The organism is Eikenella sp. NML99-0057 (assembly GCF_001648535.1).
In the GTDB taxonomy this organism is placed as follows: domain Bacteria; phylum Pseudomonadota; class Gammaproteobacteria; order Burkholderiales; family Neisseriaceae; genus Eikenella; species Eikenella exigua.
The window spans coordinates 92801-110050 of the sequence record NZ_LXST01000006.1 but is presented as its reverse complement, the minus strand read 5'-3'; the positions used below and the strand labels follow the sequence as shown (position 1 = coordinate 110050).

Sequence of the window (17250 nt, the reverse complement as noted above, 5' to 3'; positions counted from 1 at the left end):
CAATACAAGCAGCTTGCAAAGCATGGTGTGCATTGCGTGGGCAATATGCGGAATGTTGGTTATTCATACTTACACAGTTTCAGGCAGTCTTTATTAAAGCTACGCTTTCAGGTAGCCTACTTCGCCCCTTTAAACCCGCGCTTCAAATGCACCATCAACAACGCCACTGCTGCAGGCGTTACGCCGGAAATTCGGCTTGCCTGCCCCACGGTTTCGGGTTTGTGTTGGTTGAGCTTTTGCTGCACTTCGGCGGATAAGCCTTTGACTTTGCTGTAATCAATATTTTCAGGTAGCCTCAATGTTTCCAAATCTCGGCGGCTGTCGATTTCTTCGTTTTGGCGGTCGATATAGCCTTGGTATTTGACTTGGATTTCCACTTGTTCAATTACGTTTTCAGGTAGCCTGCACTCGGGTTCTGCGCCTTCGAGCGTCATCAGTGCGGCGTAGTCGAGGTTTGGACGGCGCAGGAGGTCGTGCAGGTTGGCTTCGCGGCTGAGTTTTTGTCCGAACACGCGGATTTGTTCGTCTTCGGCGAGTTTCTGCGGTGTGTACCACGTTGTTTTCAAACGTTGGATTTCGCGTTCGATGGCTTCGCGTTTTTCGTTGAACATGCGCCATTGTTCTTCACCCACCAAGCCGATTTTGTGGCCGTCTTCAGTCAGGCGCATGTCGGCGTTGTCTTCCCTGAGTTGCAGGCGGTATTCGGCGCGGCTGGTGAACATGCGGTAGGGTTCGTTCACGCCTTTGGTGATGAGGTCGTCCACCAATACGCCGAGGTAGGCTTGTTCGCGGCGCAGCAGGAGCGGGTTTTGTTCGCGGACGTATTGCACGGCGTTCGCGCCTGCGAGCAGGCCTTGCGCGGCGGCTTCTTCGTAACCGGTCGTGCCGTTGATTTGTCCGGCGAAGAAGAGGCCTTGGATGGTTTTGGTTTCAAGGCTGGCTTTGAGGTTGCGCGGATCGAAGTAGTCGTATTCGATGGCGTAGCCGGGGCGCAGGATATGGGCGTTTTCCAGACCCTTCATGCTGCGCACGAGCGCGATTTGGATGTCGAACGGCAGGCTGGTGGAAATACCGTTGGGGTAGTATTCGTTAGTGGTCAGGCCTTCGGGTTCGAGGAAAATCTGGTGGCTGTCTTTGTCGGCGAAGCGGTTGATTTTGTCTTCGATGGACGGGCAGTAGCGCGGGCCGACGCCTTCGATTTTGCCGGTGAACATGGGGCTGCGGTCGAAGCCTGAACGGATAATTTCGTGTGTTTTCAAATTGGTATGCGTAATCCAGCAGGACACTTGGCGCGGGTGCATATCGGCGTTGCCGCGCACGGAAAAGACAGGCACGGGCGTGTCGCCGGGCTGTTCGGTGAGCTGGGAGAAATCAATCGTGCGGCCGTCAATGCGCGGTGGCGTGCCGGTTTTCAGACGACCTTGCGGCAGGTTCAATTCGCGCAAACGTCCGCCCAGCGATTTGGCGGCGGGGTCGCCGGCGCGGCCGCCTTCGTAGTTTTCCAAACCGATGTGGATTTTGCCGGACAAAAACGTGCCTGCGGTCAGCACGACGGCGCGGGCTTTAAATTCCACGCCCATCGCGGTGATTACGCCTGAAATGCGGTCGCCGTCCAGCGTTACGTCGTCAACCGACTGCTGGAAAAGCTCCAGATTTTCTTGGTTTTCCAGCATTTCGCGGATGGCAGCTTTGTACAAAATACGATCCGCCTGCGCGCGCGTGGCACGCACCGCCGCGCCTTTGCTGGCGTTCAAGCGGCGGAACTGGATGCCGGATTTGTCTGTTACCAACGCCATCGCACCGCCGAGCGCGTCGAGTTCGCGTACTAGATGTCCTTTGCCGATGCCGCCGATGGAGGGGTTGCACGACATTTGTCCGAGCGTTTCGATGTTGTGTGTGAGCAAAAGCGTCTGCGCGCCCATGCGGGCGGCGGCGAGCGCGGCTTCCGTGCCTGCGTGGCCGCCGCCGACGACGATGACGTCGTAGGTTTTGGGGTAGAGGATGGTGGGCATGATTGTGTGGGTAGTAAAAAATCAAGCGATTATACGCGGTTTTGCTGCCGGATGAGGCTACCTGAAAAACGGAAATGGGTTTTGAGCTTGGCAGAAACTCGGCTTCCTCCGGAAATCTCGTTTTGGCGAAATTCGCTTTAATCATTTTCAGGTAGCCTGTGCCGGGATAGAGGCTGCCTGAAAAAGTTGTGCGCTTGAAAAACGGCTTTCAGGTAGCCTTTCCGGTTTGCGGCGTAGGGCAAGAGGCGGGCTGAAAGTGTTACAATACACGGTTTCTTTTTATTCGAGTTTTCCGGCTTCATCATGTGCAATCACAACCACCCACACCACACCCGCGACAACGACACCATCCGCATCCGCGGCGCGCGCACGCATAATTTGAAAAACGTCGATTTGGACATTCCGCGCCACAAGCTGGTGGTAGTCACGGGGCTGTCGGGCAGCGGCAAGTCGTCGCTGGCGTTTGACACGCTGTATGCCGAAGGGCAGCGGCGTTATGTCGAGAGCCTTTCCGCCTATGCGCGGCAGTTTTTGCAGATGATGGACAAACCCGACGTCGATTTGATCGAAGGCCTGTCGCCCGCGATTTCCATCGAACAGAAATCCACCAGCCACAACCCTCGTTCCACCGTCGGCACGGTAACGGAAATCCATGATTACCTGCGCCTTTTGTACGCCCGCGTCGGCACGCCGTATTGCCCCGAACACAATCTGCCGTTGTCGAGCCAAACCGTGTCGCAGATGGTCGATGCCGTGTTGAAGCTGCCGGAAGACACGCGCGTGATGATTCTGGCGCCGGCGGTGCGCGAGCGTAAGGGCGAATTTGTCGATTTCTTTGCCGACTTGCAGGCGCAGGGTTTTGCGCGGGTGCGCGTGGATGGCGAGGTCTATCAGTTGGACGAAGTGCCGAAGCTGGAAAAAAACATCAAGCACAACATCGACGTGGTCATCGACCGCGTGAAAGTGAAGGCGGACATCAAGCAGCGGCTGGCGGAAAGTTTTGAAACCGCGCTGCGCCACGGCAACGAACGCGCGCTGGCGATGGAAATGGACAGCGGCGAAGAGCATTGGTTTTCCGCTCGTTTCGCCTGCCCCGTGTGTTCGTACAGCCTGCCCGAATTAGAGCCGCGCCTCTTTTCGTTCAACAACCCGATGGGTTCCTGCCCAACTTGCGACGGCTTGGGCAACACCAATTTCTTCGACCCCGAAAAAGTGGTCGCCCATCCTGAATTATCATTGGCAACGGGCGCGATTGACGGCTGGGACAAGCGCAACCAGTTTTATTTCCAAATGATTCAATCATTGGCGCGGCATTACGGTTTCGATGTGCAGGCTGCTTGGGAAACGCTACCTGAAAAAGTGAAAAAAGTCGTGTTGCACGGTTCGGGCAAAGAAGTCATTGATTTCACTTACCTATCCGAACGCGGTACTACGTTCAACCGCAGCCACGCCTTCGAAGGCATCATCCCCAATCTCGAACGCCGCTACCGCGAAACCGACAGCGAAACCGTGCGCGAAAAACTGCGCGAATACCAAAACCACCGCGCCTGCCCGAGCTGCGGCGGCGCACGTTTGCGTAAAGAAGCGCGCTACGTTTACGTCAGCGGCGAACCTTTACACGAAGTCTCCGCCTGGCCGCTCACCAAAACCCACCAATTCTTTGAAACGCTGGATTTGGACGGCAACAAAAAACAAATCGCCGAAAAAATCCTCAAAGAAATCACCGAGCGGCTCGGCTTCCTGATTAACGTCGGGCTGGATTACCTCAATCTCTCCCGCTCCGCCGAAACGCTTTCCGGCGGCGAAGCCCAGCGCATCCGTCTCGCCAGCCAAATCGGCAGCGGCCTGACCGGCGTGATGTACGTTTTGGACGAACCCTCCATCGGCCTGCACCAACGCGACAACGACCGCCTGCTCGCCACCCTCAAACGCCTGCGCGATTTGGGCAATAGCGTAATTGTGGTCGAACACGACGAAGACGCCATCCGCGAAGCCGATTTCGTCGTCGATATGGGCCCTGGCGCGGGCGAACACGGCGGCAACGTACTGATTGCCGACACGCCAGAAAACGTCGCCCAATGCGAAAAATCCGTTACCGGACAATATCTCAGCGGCAAAAAATCCATTGCCGTGCCGTCTGAACGCACGCCCGTCAATCCCGAGCGGAAGCTCGTCCTCAAAGGCGCGCGCGGCAACAACCTTAAAAACGTCACCCTCGAACTGCCGCTCGGTTTGATTACCTGCATCACCGGCGTATCCGGCAGCGGCAAGTCCACCCTGATTAACGACACCCTCGCCAAAATCACCGCCCGCGAACTCAACCGCGCCCAAGAAGAGCCCGCCCCATACGACGACATCCGCGGCCTCGAACACCTCGACAAAGTCATCAACGTCGACCAATCCCCCATCGGCCGCACCCCGCGCTCCAACCCCGCCACCTACACCGGCCTGTTCACCCCCATCCGCGAACTCTTCGCCGGCGTACCCCTCTCGCGCGAACGCGGCTACAACGTCGGCAGATTCTCCTTCAACGTCAAAGGCGGCCGCTGCGAAGCCTGCCAAGGCGACGGCGTGATTAAAGTCGAAATGCACTTCCTGCCCGACGTATACGTCCCCTGCGAAGTCTGCCACGGCAAACGCTACAACCGCGAAACGCTAGAAATCCAATACAAAGGCAAAAACATCAGCCAAGTCCTCGACATGACCGTCGAAGAAGCCCGCGAATTTTTCGACGCCGTCCCCACCGTATCGCGCAAACTGCAGACCCTGATGGACGTAGGCCTAGGCTACATCCGCCTCGGCCAGTCTGCCACCACCCTCTCCGGCGGCGAAGCCCAGCGCGTCAAACTCGCCTTGGAGCTATCCAAACGCGACACCGGCAGAACACTTTATATCCTCGACGAACCGACTACCGGCCTGCATTTCGCCGACATCGCCTTGCTGCTGGAAGTAATAGGCCGTCTGAAAGGCAAAGGCAACTCGATTGTGATTATCGAGCATAATCTGGATGTGATTAAAACCGCGGATTGGATTGTGGACTTAGGGCCGGAAGGCGGCGACGGTGGGGGACGGATTATTGCTTCTGGTAGCCCCGAGCAGGTGGCTAAGGTTAAGGGGAGTTATACTGGGAAGTATTTGAAGGTGGTTTTGTAATCTGCCACAACAAGTAATTATTTCTAGGAGAATTTAAAATGTCAAAACTAAATATGAAAAAATACACTGTATATTTTTTTACATTACAAGCAAAAAATTCAGTACAAGATAAAATAATCAGTACATTTGATTTTTTTCAGGAAGAATTTATCCAAAAAAATATTGAATTATCTAAACCAATTGAATTAGGATAAAATCGTTTCCAGTTAAGAAATATTTGTAGTTTATCTGATAACGAAATTGGGGGATCTTTAACACGGTTAAGAGAAGATGTCCCACCTGTTGGTTCAGCAGAACAAAACACTGAACGAGATATTGAATTAAAAACGAACGAGGGATTTTTAGAAAAAAGTCATTTTATTATTAGTAAAGAAATTAGTGGGCGAGAACTTATCTCATTTCAATATGCAATAGAAGCTGGGACAGTTAACACTCTTGGTAAATTATTACAAAAACTAATCACTCATGCAGATGAAGTAGAAATTTTAGAAATTATTCGCCAAGATGCTATGCATAGGGTAATGAATGGGGAAGTTCGTTATTTGGAATACACTATTGCGAAGCCACGTACAGAAGACTATATCGCAGAAGATGATTTTACCAAATCAGCATTGGAACTGATGAATGATAGCAATGCAACTAAATTTGATGGGAAAATATCAATACATGCTCGAAAAAAGGGATTATCTAAATGGATAAAGGAAAAGATAAGTACATTAATTAAACAATCAGAAACAACTAAAAGATTAAAAGTAAAGTTAAATGAGATAGAGATGCCTATTGATATTTTAAAAGATCAGATAAAAACTAAAATCTCTGTTGAAATAAAAAAGAAAAAAACGCGTCGTCCAGAAACAAGTCAAATGTTACAATCAATTTCTACAGGGAAAAAGAAAATGTATGATCAGATTAAAGAAGCAATAGAGATATAATAATGAAAAATAAAACAATTCTACTTGCTATTTTCATCATATCAATAGGATTATGGGCATTTCTCTCTAGAAGTAATGTTATTATGAAGCTAGATAATAAATCAATTTCTGATTTATATGGTTCGATACATAATTTATCCGTATCTTTATTTAGCTTATTGCTAGCTGTTCTTGCATTGTTTGCTTCATTAGTGAATCATGATTTCCTTACTAAAATGCAAAAAACTGGACAATTTTATACTTTAATTAAATCAATATTCTGGAATACTTTTAGTTTCTTTGGTTTGATATGTCTAACATTCATCAACCCATTTCTTGAGAGACAGGAAAGTATTTTTATTCTAAAAATTAGTTTAATTATTCTTGCTATATCTCTGTTTTTACTATTTGATATTGGAAAGAAATTTTGGTTTGTTTTTTACGGATTAAGTAAAAAATCAAAGAAATAATTTAGCAAGCCGTAGCCTGCATACCCAAGCAACCGCGTGCGTGGCTGTGCCACACACCCTACCTGGGAATCACGCGAAACTTCAAAGCCAACGTGTAGGGTGTTTGCGGCACACACGCACGCGGTGGGTTGATTGACGGTTTGCCGTTTTCAAATTTACTTTTGAAGCTGCCACTTTTCAGACGGCCTCAAATACCAATACGGCCTACCCATCAATCCCTAAACCATCCGCCCACCTAAAACAAACCAATGTGCAGGCTGCTTTTCAACTTCGTTGAAGCTTCGTTTTCGGCAAGCTGCCATTCAAACGCCCTATCAATAAAGGCTACCTGAAAGCGTGAGCTTCAACGAAGTTAAAACTCACTTCGTTCGTTTTCAGGTAGCCTTTTCTTAACTTCACGGCAGCCGCAGTTTCAAAAATCAGAGACCGCCGTTATCCGCCAAACAACGCCGCCTTACCTTCCGCGCCGGAAACATCCAGCACTTCAATCTCTTTCCCGTCCAGCACCGCCTGTGTCAGCATGGCCACGCCGCCGGAGGGGCCAATTTCCAAAATCCGCCGCACGCCCAGCGCGGCCATGCTGCGGCATTCGGCCACCCAGTCCACCGGATCCATCAGGATATTGTGCGCGATGCCGCGCGCCTGCTCCACGTCCAAACCGCAGGCGGCCGCCCATTCGGCCACTTGCGCCACGGCGGGCAGCATGGCGGGGTGGTGGAAGCCGACTTCCACGTCCAGCCGCCACAGCAGGTTTTCGGGCGTTTGGCCGTTTTCGTCTTTAACCGTGTCCGACAACACGCCGCACACGCGCGCCACCGATTCGGGTTTGCCGCTGACGACAAAACCGTCCGCGCTGTTCTGCAGGCCGATACACGGGCAGTCGGCCGAATCTGCGGGGAACAGTTTGTCAATCACGGCGGCAAGCTGCCCGCGGCTCACGCCCTGCACCATCACCATCGGATGCAAGTCGTCGTGCAGATACATACCCGTTGCGCGCCCTTGCAGCGTGGCTGCCGCGCCAATCAATTCGGCCAAAGCCAGCAGTTTGGCGGCATGCTGCGGCTCGCGTATCAGAGAACGCCCGAGTATGCCCTGCGAATGCCCGATAACGCCCGCCGCCTTGCCGCTGTCCAAGCCGCGCGTTTCCAGCGTGTGCAGATTGGCGATTTGCGACAGGAAAATGCCGGGCGCGCTCACGGCGGCACGCACCAAATCGATGCCGTCCGCGCCGTTTTCCGCCCATTTTATTGGCTCGAAACCCTGCGGGCGGGCGGCGGCAATCTGCCCGGCCACAGGCTTCAAGATTTGGGCGGCAGCGGCGGCCACTTCGTTTGCCTTGTCCCGCGCCCCGTCAGCCAAAGCCTCGCGCAAAGTGCTAATCCAATCAAAACCCTGCCCGGAAAAGCAGAGGGCGAAGGGTTCGTTATGCAGTTGTTCAAGCAGGCGGTTTTGTGTAGCCATGATGTTGCTCCCGTAAGTGATGGATTTCAGACGACCTATGCCGTCCGCAAGATGTCAATCAATGCTGGCGGATGAACTGTTTACGATAACTATACGGGCTGCTGTGGCAACGGGTGCTGTGTTAGGTCAAACATCGGGCTATTTGTAGAGAGAAAGGATAGGATGCGGGGAAGGCCACCTGAAAACCATGTCTTGGCATAGCTAAAGCGAAGTTTCTGTGTAGCTTTGGTTCTGCCAAGCAATAAACCCTCTCCATTGAAACGGTGCTTTCAGTTAGCCTCTGCCATACTAAAAGGCTACCTGAAAACTGCTAAATACAGTTTCAGGTAGCCTTTTCTATTCAGCGTTTAAGCTGTCAAACACTTATTTCTTTTTACGTTGCGGCGGCAAGTCGGTGCAAGTGCCGTTGGCTACTTCCGCTGCCATACCGATGCTTTCGCCCAAGGTCGGGTGCGGGTGGATGGTTTTGCCGATGTCGGTTGCATCGCAGCCCATTTCGATGGCCAAGCAGATTTCGCCGATCATGTCGCCGGCGTGGGTGCCGACGATGCTGCCGCCGATAATCAGGCCGCTTTCGGCATCGAAAATCAGCTTGGTGAAGCCTTCGTCACGGCCATTGGCGATGGCGCGGCCGCTGGCAGCCCACGGGAATACAGCTTTGGTGATTTTGATGCCGTCGCGTTTGGCGATTTCTTCGGTAACGCCCACCCAAGCCACTTCGGGGTCGGTGTAGGCCACGCCCGGAATCACGCGTGCGTCGAAGTAGGCTTTGTGGCCGGCGCAGTTTTCCGCTGCCACGTGGCCTTCGTGCACGGCTTTGTGTGCCAACATGGGCTGGCCGATCACGTCGCCAATGGCGTAGATGTGCGGCGCGTTGGTGCGCATTTGTTTGTCCACTTCGATGAAGCCGCGTTCGGTAACGGCCACGCCGGCTTTTTCGGCAGAGCAAAGTTTGCCGTTCGGCGCACGGCCGGCAGCCACCAATACCAAATCATAGCGTTGCGGCTCTTTCGGCGCTTTTTCGCCTTCAAAGGTTACGTAGATGCCGTCGGGTTTGGCTTCCACGGCCACAGTTTTGGTGTTGGTCATGATGTTGTCGAAGCGGTGGGCGTTTATTTTCTCCCACACTTTTACCAAGTCGCGGTCGGCGCCCTGCATCAGGCCGTCCATCATTTCAACTACATCCAGGCGTGCGCCCAGTGTGCTGTACACAGTGCCCATTTCCAAGCCGATGATGCCACCGCCGATGACCAGCATTTTTTCAGGCAGTTTGCCGCCGTTTTGGCGCAGTTCCAGCGCGCCGGTGCTGTCCACAATGCGCGGATCTTCAGGGATGAAGGGCAGTTTCACCACACGGCTGCCCACGGCGATAATGCAGTTTTTGAAGGCAACGGTTTTTTTCGCGCCGGTTGTGGTGGCTTGTTCGTATTGGGTGGATTCGGTGAGCGACACTTCAATGTGGTTCGCGCCCACGAATTGGCCGTTACCTTGGATAACGTCCACTTTGCGGGCTTTGGCCATGCCTGCCAAGCCGCCGGTGAGTTTGGCGATCACTTTTTCTTTGTAGCCGCGCAGTTCGTCTACATTGATTTCGGGTTCGCCGAATTTGATGCCGTTTTTCACCAAGTGTTTCACTTCGTCAATCACGGCTGCGTTGTGCAGCAGTGCTTTAGACGGGATACAGCCCACGTTCAGGCACACGCCGCCCAAGGTGCTGTATTGCTCGATGATGGCGGTTTTCAGGCCTTCGTCGGCTGCGGCAAAGGCAGCGGAATAGCCGCCCGGGCCGCCGCCCAATACCACCACGTCGTATTCGGCATCGGCAGAACCGGCAAACTGTGCCGCTTGCGGTGCGGGCGCAGCGGCTTTGGGAGCTTCCGGCGCCGGAGCGGCGGCAGCTTTCGGTGCTTCGGCGGCAGCAGCCGCACCGGCGGCTTCGATCACGGCAATTACACCGCCTTCGGAGATTTTGTCGCCCACTTTCACTTTCACTTCTTTCACCACGCCTGCGGCTTCGGCCGGCACGTCCATGGTGGCTTTGTCGGTTTCCAGCGTAATCAAGGTGTCGTCTATAGCGATGGTGTCGCCTGCTTTGATTTCTACGGCGATGATGTCTACATTTTCGTGCCCGCCGATGTCGGGTACTTTCAATTCGATCAAGCTCATTGTGTTGCGCCTCATTTTGAGTGTTGGATTAATTCACAAAGGGCTACCTGAAAAATGGAAACCCGCAATGTTGCCAAGTTTTCGGTATTGTCCGATTAATTGTTCAACAGAGTGAATTATAACGCACTTCGCTGTCTTCCCCGCAGCTTTATCGGTGCAGGTTTTTCTGCTGCAGGCGCAGCGATGTCGGGATAGGTATATAATAGGTTCCTAATTATCAAGTTTTCAGGTAGCCTCAAATGACCCAGCCACGCTCCCCCGAACAGCCCGCCAGCCGCCGCGAAGCCTTCCGCCAAAACAGCATCTACCTACTGCCCAATTCGTTTACACTGGCGGCCTTATTTTGCGCGTTTTTCGCCATCACCCAATCCATGCACGGCCACTACGACACAGCGGCGGTGGCGGTGTTTGTGTCGATGCTGCTCGACGGCATGGATGGCCGTGTGGCGCGCTGGACCAACAGCCAGAGCGCGTTCGGCGAACAGCTCGACAGCCTGGCCGATATGGTGAGCTTCGGCGTGGCGCCCGCGCTGATTGCCTATAAGTGGCAGCTTTTCGAGTTCGGACGCATCGGCTATTCGGTGGCCTTCGTCTATTGCGCCTGTGCGGCCTTGCGCCTGGCCTTGTTCAACACTTTAATCGGTAAGGTGGACAAACGCTGGTTTATCGGCATTCCAAGCCCGACGGCAGCAGCCTTGGTGATTGGGCTGGTGTGGATGGATCATAGCCTGGGCAGCCTACCGCTGGCGCGTTGGTGGTGCTTGATCATCACACTGTTTGCCGGGCTTTCGATGGTGGCGCAGGTACGGTTTTGGAGCTTTAAGGAAATCAATGTGCGGCGCAAGGTGCCGTTTTTCGGGCTGCTCTTGGCAGTGATCGGCTTTTTGGTAATTACTTGGGAGCCTTCGTTGGTGCTGTTTCTGCTGTTTTTGGCCTACAGCCTATCGGGCTATGTGATGTGGTTTTGGCAGCGCAGCCGCAAGCAGAAAGAGCAACAGGAAGCGGAAAAAGAACCAGAGGCTACCTGAAAAGTGGCAACAGCCTGAATTTAGGGATAGGCCAGTGCCAAACCAGATTGGTCTGGACGGCTAAAGGCTACCTGAAAATTCAAATATGAAATGCCGCTGCCGATTTGCTTTCCGGCAGCGGTTTTTATAGTGGAGACAAGACAATGTGGAGCATGGAAGTGTTGCTGCCGCTGGCGGCAGTGGGCGCGGCGGCGGGGTTTTTGGCCGGGTTGCTGGGCATTGGTGGAGGGATGATTATCGTGCCGATTGTGCTGTGGGTGCTGGGCAGGCAGGGCATTACAGGCGAGCACGGCCAGCATTTGGCGGTGGGTACGTCGATGGCAGTGATTGTGTTTACCACCTTTTCCAGCGCACTGGCGCAGCAGAAACAGGGGGCGGTGCGCTGGGAATTTGTGCGGCGTATGGCGCCCGGGCTGGCGGCGGGCAGCCTGCTGGGCTCGCTGGTGTCGAACCGGATTCCCACCTTCGGCCTGCAGGTGTTGTTCATCGTGTTTTGCTATTCGATGGCGGCAAAAAACCTATTCCAGCTCAATCCGAAACCGGCGGCCAAGCTGCCAAGCAGTCGGATGCAGGCGGGGATTGGCGGGTTGTTTGGGCTGCTTTCCAGCTGGGTTGGTATCGGCGGCGGGTCGTTGTCGGTGCCGTTTATGATGTATTGCCGCATGCCGGTGCATCAGGCAGTGGCCACTTCCAGCGTGCTGGCTTGGCCGATTGCGGTAGCGGGGGCGCTAGGCTATCTGCTTTCTGGCTGGAATGTACCGGGGCTGCCTGCGGGTGCAGTGGGTTTTTGGTATGTGCCGTGCATCGTGGTGTTGGGGGTGTGCACGGTGCTGTTTGCACCCTTGGGCGTGAGAGCGGCACACCGCCTGCCGCCTGCCGGCTTGAAGCGGGTATTTGGGGCGCTGATGGTAGTGATTGGTAGCCAGATGCTGTGGAAGTTGTTGCATGGGGCGTAGGGCCAAATGTTTTCACCCCTACAGAATCTGCCGGTATGTTTTTAACTTCGCTGAAGCTTACGCTTTCAGGTAGCCTTCAAGCCGCGCATGCGAGACCAAAGCCGACAAATGCAAAAATCCGTATCCAAACAAGCAATCGCGCGGAAAACTTGCTAAAATGCCATCCGCCAGCCGCACGCCTTTGGGTAGGATGAAAAATCCAATGCGGCCGATATGTTGATAGCGAATTAGATTGGAGAACCAAATGGCCACTGAACGCACCCTTTCCATTATCAAACCCGATGCCGTGGCCAAAAACGTCATTGGCAAAATCTACAGCCGCTTTGAAAGCAACGGCCTGAAAATTGTAGCCGCCAAAATGAAGCACCTCACCCGCGAGGAAGCCGAGGGCTTCTATGCCATACACAAAGAGCGCCTGTTTTTTGCCGATTTGGTGAAATTCATGACTAGCGGCCCGGTGGTGGTACAGGTATTGGAGGGCGAAAACGCAGTGGCCAAAAACCGCGAGTTGATGGGCGCTACCAATCCGAAAGAAGCCGCTCCCGGCACCATCCGTGCCGATTTCGCTTCCTCTATCGATGCAAACGCCGTGCACGGTTCCGACAGCTTGGCCAATGCCGCCATCGAAGTGGCCTATTTTTTCAGCGAGCAGGAAATCTGCCCGCGTTAAACCGGCCAAGCTGCAGGCTACCTGAAAGTTTCAAACGTGTTGAAACGCAGTTTTCAGGTAGCCTTTAAGCCTTTATATATAAATCATAAAACCCAAGAACACAACCAGCCGATTTGCGGCGCTCATATGAAAACCAACCTGCTCAACTACGACATCGCCGGCCTCACCGCCCATTTCGCCCAAATGGGGGAAAAACCCTTCCGCGCCCGCCAAGTGATGCGCTGGATGCACCAAGGCGCAGCCGGCGATTTCGATGAAATGACCGACCTGGCCAAATCGCTGCGCGCCAAGCTCAACGAGAGTGCGCAAGTGGGCGTGCCCGCGCTGATGGCCGCGCAGGAAAGCCGCGACGGCACGCGTAAATGGCTGTTGGATGTGGGCACCGGTAACGGCGTGGAAACCGTGTTCATCCCCGAAACCGACCGTGGCACGTTGTGCGTTTCTTCGCAGGTAGGCTGTGCACTGGAATGCACTTTCTGCTCCACCGGCCGCCAAGGCTTCAACCGCAACCTCTCCACTGCCGAAATCATCGGCCAATTATGGTGGGCAAACAAAGCACTGGGCGCCACCCCCAAAGACGAACGAGTGATTTCCAACGTGGTGATGATGGGCATGGGTGAGCCGCTGGCCAACTACGATAATGTGGTTACCGCGCTCTCCATCATGCTGGATGATCACGGCTACGCTCTAAGTCGCCGCCGCGTTACCGTGTCCACCTCCGGCATGGTGCCGCAAATGGACAGGCTCAAAGAAGACATGCCAGTGGCGCTGGCTGTATCTCTGCACGCCCCAAACGACGCCATCCGCAACGAAATCGTGCCGCTAAACAAAAAATATCCGCTCAAAGAGTTGATGGTTGCCTGCCAGCGCTATCTGGTTAAAGCCCCGCGCGACTTCGTTACCTTCGAATATGTTATGCTCGACGGCGTAAACGACAAACCCGAACACGCCCGCGAGCTGTTGGAATTGGTTAAAGACGTTCCCTGCAAATTCAATCTAATTCCGTTTAACCCCTTCCCCAATTCCGGCTACAACCGCTCCAGCGATGAAAATATCCGCGTATTCCGTGACATCCTGTATCAGGCCGGTTTAGTGGTTACCGTGCGCAAAACGCGTGGCGACGACATCGATGCGGCCTGCGGCCAACTGGCCGGACAGGTGCAGGACAAAACTCGCCGCCAACAAAAATGGCTGCAATTACAAGTTGCAAAAGGTTGATTATCATGAGAAAAAATTTAGTTGCCTCCCTGACGGCATTCGCTTTGCTCGCCGGCTGCGGCGGCATCACTATCCACACCGGCAACAAAGAAGTGCGCAACCGGCCAGAGGAAATTGCCGCCATCAAAACCCAGCTTGCCATCGAATATATGAATTCGCGCGACTACCGTGCCGCCGTGTCTGCGATTGAAGAAGCCCTACAGGCTCAGCCACGCAACGAAAACGCCTGGCTGGTGCGTGCTGAAATTTATCAATATCTGAAAGTGCCGGAGAAAGCGGAAGAAAGTTTCCAACGCGCCCTGTCTATCAAGCCCGACAGTGCGGAAATCAACAACAACTACGGTTGGTTTTTGTGCAACTCCGGCAGCCGTGCAAACCAGGCCTTGGCTTATTTCGACCGCGCCCTGGCCGACCCTACTTATCCCAGCCCGCAGGTAGCCTACATGAACAAAGGCATCTGTAGCGCCCGCCTGGGGCAATACAACCTGGCCATGGCCTATCTGGAACGCTCCCAAGCCGCCGACCCGAGTTTCGCCCCCGCGCAAAAAGAAATGGCACGCGTGCGCATGCTCGAAGGCAATTTGGGCGAGGCCGACCGCCAGTTCCGCCAATATCAAAGTAAGGTAGACCGGCTAGGTGCCGACGATCTGCTGCTGGGCTGGAAGATTGCCCGCGCCCGCGGCCAAACCCAGGCTGCCTACGAATACGAAGCGCAGCTGCGCACCAACTATCCGTATTCGCCAGAACTTCAAGAAATTACCACAGGAAGACCCCAATGACCGAGATCTCAACCCCCCAGCTGGCCGCTGCTGAAGAACTGGGCAAATTGTTGCGCCACAACCGCGAACAGCAACAGCTGTCGCTTGGCGATGTGTCGGAACACCTGAAACTGCCCGCCCGCCAGGTGGAGGCGTTGGAAAACGCCGATTTCAGCAAATTGCCTGAGCCCGTGTTTGTGCGCGGCTTTCTGCGCAGCTACGGACGCTACCTGAATTTGGATGAAACCGTATTAAACAACTATCTGGAGCAGATAATTACCCCCAGCCAATTCCAAAGCCCTGCTGCCAAAGAAGACGGCAACGTGAAGATGACCTACCACAACGCTCTGATTAAAAAGCCATTTCCGCGCTGGATTTTCGGCGTGGCCGCCACTGCCGCGATTGTGGGCGTGGTAGTGTTGTGGCAGATGAAGTCCAATACCGAACACCAAAAACAGAATGCCCAAACCAGCATTCCGGAAAACCAAATCCTGCCGCCCAACTTAGACAGCAGCAATGTGCAGGTGTTGCCGCTGCAAGAAGCCTCCACGCCTGCTGCCTCCCTGCCGGCGGTTTCAGGTAGCCAGCCGCAGCCGGTAGAAAACCCTGCTTCTGCACCGGCCGCTGCTGCAGGCATCCAATCGGCTCAGGGCGAATTGGTGCTCAAACTGCGCTTCCGCTCTTTCCTCACCGTAACCGATAAAGACGGCCAAATGCTGGTAAGCAAAATCGTGCCTGCCGGCAGCGAACACCGCTTCTCCGGTAACGGCCCCTACCGCGTACGCATCGGCTTTGCCAAAAACAGCTTAGCCAGCTACAGCGGTCGCGACATCAATGTGGCCGAGCACATGGTCGACCAAAAAACCGCCGCCTTCACTGCCGGCGGCCAAGATGATGCCGCCCAATAACCATACCTGTTTATGAACACAACCCTTCCTTCCCGCCGGCGCACGCATCAGGTAGAAATTGAACACATCACCGTCGGTTCCGGCTCGCCGGTGGTGGTGCAGTCAATGACCAACACCGACACCGCCGACGCCGAAGCCACCGCCTTACAGGTAAAAGAACTTAGCGAAGCCGGCTCGGAAATGGTGCGGATTACGGTAAACAACCCGCAGGCCGCTGCCAAAGTGGCCGAAATCCGCAGCCGGCTCGACGACATGGGCTGCCCCACCCCGCTCATCGGTGATTTCCACTTCAATGGCGAACGCCTCTTGGCCGAATTTCCCGAATGCGGCAAGGCCTTGGCCAAATACCGCATCAATCCTGGCAACGTGGGCAAAGGCACGAAAGGCGATGAGAAATTCGCCTTCCTCATCCGCACTGCTGCCGAAAACGGCAAAGCTGTACGCATCGGCGTGAACTGGGGCAGCCTCGACCAAAGCCTAGCCAAACGCCTGATGGATGCCAACCGCAGCCGCCCCGAGCCGCAGCCGCCCGAAGCCGTGATGAAAGAAGTACTGGTGCTTTCTGCGCTGGAATCCGCACAAAAAGCCGTGGATTTGGGGCTACCTGAAAACAAAATCATCCTGTCGTGCAAAGTCAGTGCCGTGCAGGATCTGATTCAGGTGTATCGCGATTTGGGCAGCCGCTGCGCCTATCCGCTGCATCTGGGGCTTACCGAAGCCGGCATGGGCAGCAAAGGCATCGTGGCTTCTACTGCCGCGCTGTCTGTATTGCTGCAAGAAGGCATCGGCGACACCATCCGCATCTCGCTCACCCCCGAGCCAGGCAGTTCGCGCACGCAGGAAGTGATTGTGGCGCAAGAAATCCTACAAACTATGGGATTGCGCTCTTTCACACCGATGGTAACCGCTTGCCCGGGCTGCGGCCGCACCACCAGCACCGTATTCCAAGAGCTGGCGCGCGATATCCAGCTGCACCTGCGGATGCAGATGCCGGTGTGGAAACACAAATATCCCGGCGTGGAAAGCCTGAACGTGGCCGTGATGGGTTGCGTGGTCAACGGCCCTGGCGAAAGCAAACTGGCCGATATCGGCATCAGCCTACCCGGCACCGGCGAAACCCCGGTTGCCCCCGTGTATGTGGATGGAGAGCGCAAAGTAACGCTTAAGGGCGACAAGATGGCTGCTGAGTTTTTGCAGATTGTGGAAACCTACGTGGCTGAAAACTACGGCGAAGGCGGCAAAAAACGCCTCAGCCAAGCCGCCAAAATCATCCCTATCCGCCAAGCTTAGCCGGATTGGCGTACGAAAACGAAACTTTTGCCTTGATTGGCAAAGGTTTTTTATTTTCAAGCAGCCTCAGCTGCATCGTTGCAAGCTACCTGAAACGTCGTAGCGAAAATTCAGCTAATCCGCCATATGTATAGTGGATAAAAATGAGAATAGGACAAGGCGAGCCACGCAGTAGCGTTCTTATTTTAATTCACTATAAAATATGCTTCGGCTATCACTTGCCCATGTAGAGCTTGCTCCGCAGATTGG

At 54.3% G+C, this 17250-nt stretch carries 15 protein-coding genes; 11 read left to right on the top strand and 4 right to left on the bottom strand.

Annotated elements, in window-relative coordinates; all coding sequences use genetic code 11:
* Positions 1–116: 116 nt before the first annotated feature.
* Positions 117–2012: a tRNA uridine-5-carboxymethylaminomethyl(34) synthesis enzyme MnmG gene (gene mnmG / locus A7Q03_RS07710; RefSeq protein ID WP_067448755.1), complete on the bottom strand. Its 1896-nt coding sequence runs from the start codon at positions 2010–2012 to the stop codon at positions 117–119.
* A 303-nt stretch (positions 2013–2315) separates the two neighbouring features.
* On the opposite strand from mnmG, the gene uvrA reads away from it, so the two are divergent.
* The 4 genes from uvrA (at position 2316) to A7Q03_RS07695 (ending at position 6546) form a co-directional block, all read left to right on the top strand.
* Complete coding sequence (gene uvrA / locus A7Q03_RS07705; protein ID WP_067448753.1) at positions 2316–5165, top strand: excinuclease ABC subunit UvrA; 2850 nt, start codon at positions 2316–2318, stop codon at positions 5163–5165.
* Between the two features lie 38 nt (positions 5166–5203).
* On the top strand, positions 5204–5359 hold the full coding sequence (locus A7Q03_RS10245) for a hypothetical protein (protein ID WP_153705531.1): 156 nt from the start codon (positions 5204–5206) through the stop codon (positions 5357–5359).
* 327 nt (positions 5360–5686) lie between these two features.
* Positions 5687–6097 (top strand): hypothetical protein, encoded by a 411-nt coding sequence (locus tag A7Q03_RS07700; RefSeq protein ID WP_067448750.1) that lies wholly within the window; start codon positions 5687–5689, stop codon positions 6095–6097.
* Between the two features lie 2 nt (positions 6098–6099).
* Positions 6100–6546: a hypothetical protein gene (locus A7Q03_RS07695; protein ID WP_067448749.1), complete on the top strand. Its 447-nt coding sequence runs from the start codon at positions 6100–6102 to the stop codon at positions 6544–6546.
* Positions 6547–6978: 432 nt separating this feature from the next.
* On the opposite strand, the gene A7Q03_RS07690 is transcribed toward A7Q03_RS07695, so the two are convergent.
* Complete coding sequence (locus tag A7Q03_RS07690) at positions 6979–8007, bottom strand: ACP S-malonyltransferase (RefSeq protein ID WP_067448747.1); 1029 nt, start codon at positions 8005–8007, stop codon at positions 6979–6981.
* Between the two features lie 363 nt (positions 8008–8370).
* Positions 8371–10173, bottom strand: a complete 1803-nt coding sequence (gene lpdA, locus A7Q03_RS07685; protein ID WP_067448745.1) for a dihydrolipoyl dehydrogenase — start codon at positions 10171–10173, stop codon at positions 8371–8373.
* Positions 10174–10412: 239 nt separating this feature from the next.
* Between lpdA and pssA the strand changes: the two genes are divergently transcribed.
* Together pssA and A7Q03_RS07675 are read left to right on the top strand one after the other, a co-directional pair.
* Positions 10413–11201, top strand: a complete 789-nt coding sequence (pssA, locus tag A7Q03_RS07680) for a CDP-diacylglycerol--serine O-phosphatidyltransferase (protein ID WP_067448743.1) — start codon at positions 10413–10415, stop codon at positions 11199–11201.
* A gap of 143 nt (positions 11202–11344) precedes the next feature.
* Positions 11345–12157, top strand: a complete 813-nt coding sequence (locus A7Q03_RS07675; protein ID WP_067448741.1) for a sulfite exporter TauE/SafE family protein — start codon at positions 11345–11347, stop codon at positions 12155–12157.
* Between the two features lie 57 nt (positions 12158–12214).
* Here the strand turns inward: A7Q03_RS07675 and A7Q03_RS10240 are convergent, their stop codons facing one another.
* On the bottom strand, positions 12215–12409 hold the full coding sequence (locus tag A7Q03_RS10240; RefSeq protein ID WP_151086444.1) for a hypothetical protein: 195 nt from the start codon (positions 12407–12409) through the stop codon (positions 12215–12217).
* Between A7Q03_RS10240 and ndk the strand changes: the two genes are divergently transcribed.
* The 5 genes from ndk to ispG all read left to right on the top strand — a co-directional run bounded on the left by ndk (position 12402) and on the right by ispG (position 17001).
* Positions 12402–12827: a nucleoside-diphosphate kinase gene (ndk, locus tag A7Q03_RS07670; protein ID WP_067448739.1), complete on the top strand. Its 426-nt coding sequence runs from the start codon at positions 12402–12404 to the stop codon at positions 12825–12827. The genes A7Q03_RS10240 and ndk overlap by 8 nt on opposite strands.
* 126 nt (positions 12828–12953) lie before the next feature.
* Positions 12954–14045 carry a 23S rRNA (adenine(2503)-C(2))-methyltransferase RlmN gene (gene rlmN, locus A7Q03_RS07665; protein WP_067440088.1) on the top strand — a complete coding sequence of 364 codons (1092 nt, stop codon included), beginning with the start codon at positions 12954–12956 and terminating at the stop codon, positions 14043–14045.
* 5 nt (positions 14046–14050) lie between these two features.
* Positions 14051–14824, top strand: a complete 774-nt coding sequence (gene pilW, locus A7Q03_RS07660) for a type IV pilus biogenesis/stability protein PilW (protein WP_082880724.1) — start codon at positions 14051–14053, stop codon at positions 14822–14824.
* Positions 14821–15711 carry a RodZ domain-containing protein gene (locus A7Q03_RS07655; protein ID WP_067448737.1) on the top strand — a complete coding sequence of 297 codons (891 nt, stop codon included), beginning with the start codon at positions 14821–14823 and terminating at the stop codon, positions 15709–15711. The genes pilW and A7Q03_RS07655 overlap by 4 nt, the downstream gene beginning before the upstream one ends.
* Before the next feature lie 12 nt (positions 15712–15723).
* Positions 15724–17001 carry a flavodoxin-dependent (E)-4-hydroxy-3-methylbut-2-enyl-diphosphate synthase gene (gene ispG / locus A7Q03_RS07650; RefSeq protein WP_067440094.1) on the top strand — a complete coding sequence of 426 codons (1278 nt, stop codon included), beginning with the start codon at positions 15724–15726 and terminating at the stop codon, positions 16999–17001.
* The last annotated feature ends 249 nt before the right edge of the window (positions 17002–17250 follow it).